This window comes from Xenococcus sp. PCC 7305, assembly GCF_000332055.1.
GTDB lineage: Bacteria > Cyanobacteriota > Cyanobacteriia > Cyanobacteriales > Xenococcaceae > Xenococcus.
Genome location: NZ_ALVZ01000208.1, coordinates 1 through 1,438 on the forward strand (window position 1 = coordinate 1; position 1,438 = coordinate 1,438).

The 1,438-nt window shown below is 37.3% G+C and carries 2 protein-coding genes and 1 pseudogene; 2 read left to right on the top strand and 1 reads right to left on the bottom strand.

All coding sequences use genetic code 11. From position 1 onward, the window contains the following. Positions 1–515 (top strand): polymorphic toxin type 23 domain-containing protein (locus XEN7305_RS17275; RefSeq protein ID WP_006510773.1); only part of this gene is annotated, 515 nt, incomplete at its 5' end. Positions 516–650: 135 nt separating this feature from the next. Next, on the top strand, positions 651–1,163 hold the full coding sequence (locus XEN7305_RS17280) for a hypothetical protein (protein ID WP_006510774.1): 513 nt from the start codon (positions 651–653) through the stop codon (positions 1,161–1,163). Here the strand turns inward: XEN7305_RS17280 and XEN7305_RS29835 are convergent. Then, positions 1,136–1,345 (bottom strand): annotated as a pseudogene (locus tag XEN7305_RS29835) (transposase); the annotation flags it as partial. The gene XEN7305_RS17280 and the pseudogene XEN7305_RS29835 sit on opposite strands and share 28 nt — an antisense overlap. Between the last annotated feature and the right edge of the window lie 93 nt (positions 1,346–1,438).

Sequence of the window (1,438 nt, forward strand, 5' to 3'; positions counted from 1 at the left end):
GGTTTGGAATAAACGTAGAAAAGTTTAATTTTCATTTTGAAAATGACTATGATCCCCTAAAACTATTAGGTGACTATGGAGACAGATATCGGACTGGTGCTATTGAAATAGGTTACAGAATATATAAAACTAGTAATTTAGTAGCTGGTTTCAACATATTTACTGGAGATCCAGAACAAGGGGGTATTATTCCTAACTCTCAAGGTGCTTCTGGTAAACATGGAGATTATAGTTTACTCAAGCCTGATGGTAGTCCAGTTGATAGTAGAGATAGATCAATAGGTAATATTTATTTAGGTTTAAGGGGATTAAACTTAAAAGATGGGGATGTATCTTCCATACTAGGCTTTGATAATATGCAATTTCGCGTAGGCTGGAGCAGTGAAGAAATAAGAAACGCTATCCAAAATAATTTTCATGATTTAATTGCTAATCCTAGAATACCTCCGCGAGATGTTCAAGGAAAATTTTATATTAAGTTTGGAACCAACCATGGTCAGACTTTATACCCGTAAGCATTAAAACATTATTTTATAGTTAGCTCAGAAAATCATTTTTGTTTTTTTCTAGAGTGGCAAAATTGACTAGAATTGTCCGGAAATATTTAGTAGGCTTAGAGTAGAGAAACAAGGGAAAGCCCAAGAAGCTCAATGGCTAGAAAAACTTCAGTTCCCAAAGCTAATCAGAAAATTATCCTGAACTGTATCGATCAAAACTGTACCAGTTGTGGCCAGAAGATGTGGAATGACTATGACAACTTTAGAACCATCAGAACCTTGTCAGGAGTAGTAAGAATCACTTTGAAAGTAAGACGTTGCGCCCATAAGGAGTGTGAAAGCTATCATCAAGTGTATCGACCAGAAGAAGAAGGAGCTTGGGCATTACCAGGACATGAATTTGGTCTAGATTTAATCGCTTACGTAGGCGGTCTTAGATATCAAGAACATAGGAGCGTGCCACAGATTCACAAAGCATTAAGAGAAAAGGGAGTAAATATTTGTCAAAGAAGTGTGAGCAATGTATTAGACCGTTACGACGAATTGGTTTCAGTATCACTCACCGATAGGAATCGAATTACAAAACTCTTAGGTTCACAAGAACAAGTAATCTTAGCTATCGATAGGGCAAACGCATCTTATCCAGCCAAAACTTTGAGTAGGTAATCATTATCCCATCCGGCTCGCCGACGTTTATTTTGAATCCCTAACTTGGCAGTTTTTTCTTGGTTTAAAGCACTCAAAGCGAGATGCCTGAGAATAGTGAAATTTTCAGGTGCATGGCCCGTGCGAATACGACACTCATCTTCACGAAATGCGACATCTAAGACCCAATGTAATGGATTCTCATACCAATTCGCGTTCTAAAACGTAATTCTCAAATGAGGAAAGTAAGTCATAGATTTAAGCTGTTCAGGAACAGAATTGAAAAAGTTGAGACC